Origin of the sequence: Aeromicrobium sp. Leaf272 (assembly GCF_001422865.1) — a bacterium.
Taxonomy (GTDB): domain Bacteria; phylum Actinomycetota; class Actinomycetes; order Propionibacteriales; family Nocardioidaceae; genus Aeromicrobium.
Genome location: NZ_LMMY01000011.1, coordinates 341,312 through 346,190, shown reverse-complemented (window position 1 = coordinate 346,190; position 4,879 = coordinate 341,312). Strand labels below are relative to the sequence as shown.

General features: G+C 73.2%; 5 protein-coding genes and 1 pseudogene. 2 read left to right on the top strand and 4 right to left on the bottom strand.

From position 1 onward, the window contains the following. From ASF38_RS08740 to idi, 3 genes and pseudogenes are all read right to left on the bottom strand, one after another. A partial coding sequence (locus tag ASF38_RS08740) for an oleate hydratase (RefSeq protein ID WP_235497553.1) occupies positions 1–994 on the bottom strand: 994 nt, incomplete at its 3' end. Next, the gene (locus ASF38_RS08735) at positions 991–2,145 is read right to left on the bottom strand and encodes a polyprenyl synthetase family protein (RefSeq protein WP_369815187.1); all 1,155 of its coding nucleotides are present in this window, start codon (positions 2,143–2,145) and stop codon (positions 991–993) included. The genes ASF38_RS08735 and ASF38_RS08740, both read right to left, overlap by 4 nt. Beyond that, positions 2,125–2,787 (bottom strand): annotated as a pseudogene (gene idi / locus ASF38_RS19740) (isopentenyl-diphosphate Delta-isomerase); the annotation flags it as partial. The pseudogene idi and the gene ASF38_RS08735, both read right to left, overlap by 21 nt. Between idi and ASF38_RS08730 the strand changes: the two are divergent. Then, complete coding sequence (locus ASF38_RS08730; protein ID WP_055962107.1) at positions 2,773–3,405, top strand: histidine phosphatase family protein; 633 nt, start codon at positions 2,773–2,775, stop codon at positions 3,403–3,405. The pseudogene idi and the gene ASF38_RS08730 sit on opposite strands and share 15 nt — an antisense overlap. A 15-nt stretch (positions 3,406–3,420) precedes the next feature. Here the strand turns inward: ASF38_RS08730 and ASF38_RS08725 are convergent, their stop codons facing one another. Next, on the bottom strand, positions 3,421–3,906 hold the full coding sequence (locus ASF38_RS08725; RefSeq protein ID WP_082480632.1) for a cell division protein CrgA: 486 nt from the start codon (positions 3,904–3,906) through the stop codon (positions 3,421–3,423). A gap of 56 nt (positions 3,907–3,962) precedes the next feature. On the opposite strand from ASF38_RS08725, the gene ASF38_RS08720 reads away from it, so the two are divergent. Next, on the top strand, positions 3,963–4,706 hold the full coding sequence (locus ASF38_RS08720; protein WP_156366857.1) for a DUF881 domain-containing protein: 744 nt from the start codon (positions 3,963–3,965) through the stop codon (positions 4,704–4,706). Positions 4,707–4,879 lie beyond the last annotated feature (173 nt).

The following is a 4,879-nucleotide window of genomic DNA, read 5'->3' as shown; positions in this document are numbered from 1 at the left end:
GGATGTTGTGGTGGGCCTTGCCCTGCGGCAGACCCTTGACGCCCACGTGCCACACGACGCACGACGGCGAGTAGTCCCCACCGAGGCGTCCGCCGATGCCACGGACGGCGCGGGGGAGCTTGAGCTCGGGCAGCAGCCACTCGTAGGCCGTCGGCAGGTCGATGGTGCACACGACGGCGTCGGCCGCGATGGTCCCCTCGCCCGTGGCCACGCCACGCACGCGGCCCCCGGAGTCGCGCACGAGAGCGGTGACGGTGGTGCCGTAGCGGAAGTCCGCACCGGCGTCGGAGGCGGCGTCGGCCAGGGCCTGCGGCACGGCGCGCATGCCGCCCTTCGGGAAGTAGACGCCCTCGATCGAGTCCATGTACGTGATGACGGCGTAGAGCGAGAGCGCGTCGTCCGGCGCGAGGCCCGCGTACATGGCCTGGAACGAGAACAACCGGTGCAGACGCTCGTCGGCGAAGCGTCGCCGGATCATCGGCCCGAGCCGGGTGAACCCACCCATCGCCAGCAGACGTGCGGCGGCCATGGGCCGGGAGAGCAGGTCGGTCGGACGGTCGAAGTTGCGGTCGATGAAGTGCGGCATCTCGGTCAGGTACAGCTTGCGGAGCCACACCACGAACTCGTCGAACGCTGCGGCGTCGACGCTGCCGCACTCGCGGTGGATCTCGGCGCGCATCGCCTCGTGTCCGTGCCGGACCTCCAGCGTGGAGCCGTCGGCGAAGAAGGCCCGGTACGCCGGGTCGAGCAGGCTCAGCTCGAGCCGCTCGGCCAGGCTCGAGCCGGCTGCGCGCAGCGGCCGGTCGATGAGGTCGGGCATCGTCAGCACCGTCGGGCCGGTGTCGAACGTGAAGCCCTCGCGGGTCAGTCGACCGGCGCGACCACCGGGCACGTCCTCGCGCTCGAGCACCGTGACGCGGTGCCCGTCGCCCACCAGGTGGCAGGCGGCGGCGAGGCCCGCCAGCCCCGCTCCGACGACGACGACGTGGCTCATGCAGACCTCCAGGAGATGGTGCGGGCGATGTCGCGCAGACCGACGACACCCTCCGCGGTGAACGGGCAGCCGAGCAGGACCTGCTCGGCTCGGTCGGTCTCGGCCCGGATGCGGTCCTCGACCTCCTGCCGCACGCCCGCGTCGGCGAGGGCCTGCTGCAGCAGCGCGACGTCGCCGTCGCGGGCGTCGGTGGTGCCGACGCGTGCCATGGCGGCGGCGGCCTCACCCGTCAGCCGGTCGGCGCCGAGGACCCAGATGAGCGTGGTCTTGCCCTCGCGCAGGTCGTCGCCCGACGGCTTGCCCGTGACGGCGGGGTCGCCCCACACGCCGAGCACGTCGTCTCGCCAGGCGAACGCGCGCCCGAGGTGCGAGCCGAACCGTTCGAGCGCGTCACGCTGCGCCGCGGTGGCGCCGGCCGCGAGCGCGCCGAGCTGGAGCGGGCGGCCGATCGTGTAGGCGCCGGACTTGAGCGCGGCCACGGCCTCGGCGTGGGCCAGGTCGGTGCGGCGCCCTGCGGCCCCCGTGAGGTCGGCCCGCTGGCCGACGATCAGCTCGAGGTTGAGCTCGTACCAGTAGTCGCGCAGCGCCAGGGGCAGCGTGTGGACGAGCCGGTCGGCCTCGCTGTGCGCGAGGTCGCCCAGCAGGATCGCGATGTTCTGGCCGAAGCGGTCGGGGTCGCCGTGGCCGTCGACCTCGCGGTGACGGCGGGCCGCGACCACGTGGGCGGCCGCCGCACCCCGGCGCTCGACGGACTGGTCCATGACGTCGTCGTGCACGAGGGCGAACAGGTGCAGCGTCTCGAGGGCAGCTGCGGCGCGCACCACGTCGTCGTGGGCGGGCGTGCCCACCTCGCCGCCCGCCGCCACGAAGCCCCAGTGGCACATCCGCGGGCGCAGCCGCTTCCCGCCGCCGAGCACGAGGGAGCGCAGCCAGCCGGGAAGGTCACCGGGACCTCCCGCGAGCGGGCCCGCGCCGCCCGGAGGGACCAGCGCGTCCCACACCGACTCCACCCACGTCAGCTCGGCGGAGAGCAGATCGGCGACGGCCGTGACCGTGCCGGCCTCCGTGCCCGTCGTCGAGCCGACCGCGGGTGCGCTGCCACGCAGGGGGAGGCGGGAGCGGCGGGCGTCGAGCTGCGGCACCTGCAGCACCGACCACGGGCTGTAGACGCCTGGGGTGGCGTTCGCGGCGGCCACGAGGTCGGACCAGGGCACCCAGAGGTGCTCGCCCACCTCCGCCGGGTCGGGTGCGAGGCTGCCGCGGACCCGGCCCACGAGGACGGGGCAGATCTCGTTCTCGACCACGCCGCTGGCGTCGACGGCGCGGTACCGGAAGTCCGGCAGCACGATCCGCAGGTCGTCCACCTCGACCCCCAGCTCCTCGCGCAGACGTCGGCGCACGGCGTCCTCCAGGGCCTCGCCCGGTCGGGGATGCCCGCAGCACGAGTTGGTCCAGACCCCCGGCCAGGTGAGCTTGCCCAGGGCACGACGGGTCAGCAGCACCCGGCCCTGGTCGTCGAACAGGTGCAGCGAGAAGGCCTGGTGCAGCGGGGTCTCGGTGCCGTGGACCGAGAGCCGGGGTGCCGTGCCGGTCGGCGTGCCGTCGTCGTCGAGCAGGACCACCAGGTCCTGCCCCGACTCGACGTGTGCAGTCTCCAGGGCGGTCACCGGCGTGTCGTCCAGACGTTCATGATCCCTCCATCTTCGACGCACCGGGCCCACTTCGCAGCGCAAGTCACCCGGGCGGCTCCCGGCCCGCCGACCCGCTAGCCTTCCGAGGTGGGCGCCCTCCATCTGATCCGGCACGGCCAGGCCTCCTTCGGCAGCGACGACTACGACCAGCTGTCCGAGCGCGGCACCCGACAGGGCTCCTGGCTCGGCATGGCCTGGGAGGCGTCGGGCTTCCGCCCCGACTGGTCGGTGGCGGGGTCCATGAAGCGGCACGCCCAGACCGCGGTGGCCGCGCTCGACGCGATCGACGGCGACCTGTACGACGTCGACGCCGGCTGGAACGAGTACGACCACCTGGCGCTCGCCGGCATGGACGTGACCCCGACGACGGACCTGCGCGCCTTCCAGCAACAGCTCGACGCCGCCCTGGGTGCATGGGTGAGCGGGGCGCCGTCGTCGGTGGAGACGTTCGCCGAGTTCTCCGAGCGCGTGCTGCGTGCCCTCGACGCCGCCGTGGCCGAGGCCGGGACGGGACGACGGGTGGCGGTGTTCACGTCCGGAGGACCGATCGCGCTCGTCGCCTCGCACCTGCTGGCCGGCGACGCGTCACTGTTCATCACGCTCAACCGGGTGATCGTGAACGCGTCGGTCACGACCCTGATCGTGGGGCGTGGAGGGACCCGGCTGCTCACCTACAACGAGCACGGGCACGTGCCCGCGGACCAGGTGACCTTCCGGTAGCGATCCCGGGGGAGGTCACTCCCACTTCATCGCGAACCCGAAGGCCGCGACGATGAACCCCATGCCGATGACGATGTTCCAGTCGCCGAGGTCGGAGTAGACCGGGATCTGGATGTCGGTGCCGGAGATGACGTAGAAGACCACGATCCAGAGCAGGCCGACCAGGGCCGAGGCGATCATCAGCGGCGCGGCGTACCGGTTGCCGGTGGGCGCGCCCGGCTCGGGCTCCGGGCGGGTGCGGGCGGCCACGGACGACGCGGCGAAGGCGAGGACGGCGGCGACGGCGAAGTTCCAGCCGCCCAGGCGGAAGAGGCCGGGGATCGCGCCGACGTTGGGGAAGGAGCGGTCCGAGACCGTGAAGAAGGCGCCGACCGCCCACGCGATCGCCACCACGAGCAGCAGCAGGGCGAGCGGGTGCAGCCAGCCACCTCGGGGGGTGCGGACCTTGCTCGGGTTGCTGTTCTTGGCCACGGGGATCTCTTTCGGCTGCCTACGGGACATTCTGGGCTAGCGTAGTCGCCGACGTGGTCGTCGTCGGACTGGGGAGAGGGACACGCATGTCAGGGTCGCGTGCGCGGTCGCAGGTCCGGTCCCGCCGGGGCTGGTCGGTGGCGGTGCTGCTGGTGTGCTCGGTGGCCGGCCTGACCGCAGCTGCCGCCCACGCGACGTCGGACGGCGAGGACCTGCGCCCGGCCGGTGGCGACATCGCCTCGCTCGTCTCCGACCGCACGCTCCGGGTGGAGCAGCGCCAGCAGCAGGCCGACGACCTGCAGCGCGAGATCGACGACGTCCTCGACGCCGCCGACCGCAGCAGCGGCATCGACGCGGTGACCCGACAGCTGCGGTCGCTGCGCGACGTCGCAGGACTCAGCACGGCCCGCGGGCCGGGCATCAGGGTCACGCTCGACGACGCACCGCGCACCGCGGCCACCTCGGGGGTCGACCCCAACTACCTCGTGGTCCACCAGCAGGACCTCCAGGCGTTCGTGAACGCGCTGTGGGCCGGTGGGGCCGAGGCGGTGAGCCTGCAGGGTCAGCGGCTGGTGTCCACCACGGCGATCGTGTGCGTCGGCAGCACGGTCATCATCGACGGCCGGCCCTACTCCCCGCCCTACGTCGTCGAGGCGATCGGCGACCGTCCGGGCATGACGTACTCGCTCGGCACGTCGCCCGAGGTCGTCAACTACGAGCGCTACGTGACCAAGTACCGACTGGGCATGAAGGTCGAGTCGAGCGACGACCTCGTGATCGGTCCCTACACCGGCACGACCGCGCTGCAGCACGCGCGCCCGCTGGCCTGACCCCGGGCTACTGGCCCAGCCCGTCGGCCACGCCGTCGGCCCCGGCATCGGCGTCGGCCTCGCCGTTCGCGTCGGCGTCACCGTTGCCCGGGCCCCCGTCGTCGCCGGGGTTGCTCGACACGGTGATCTCGATCGACGACCCCGGCGGCACGGTCTGCCCGGCCGGTGTGGAC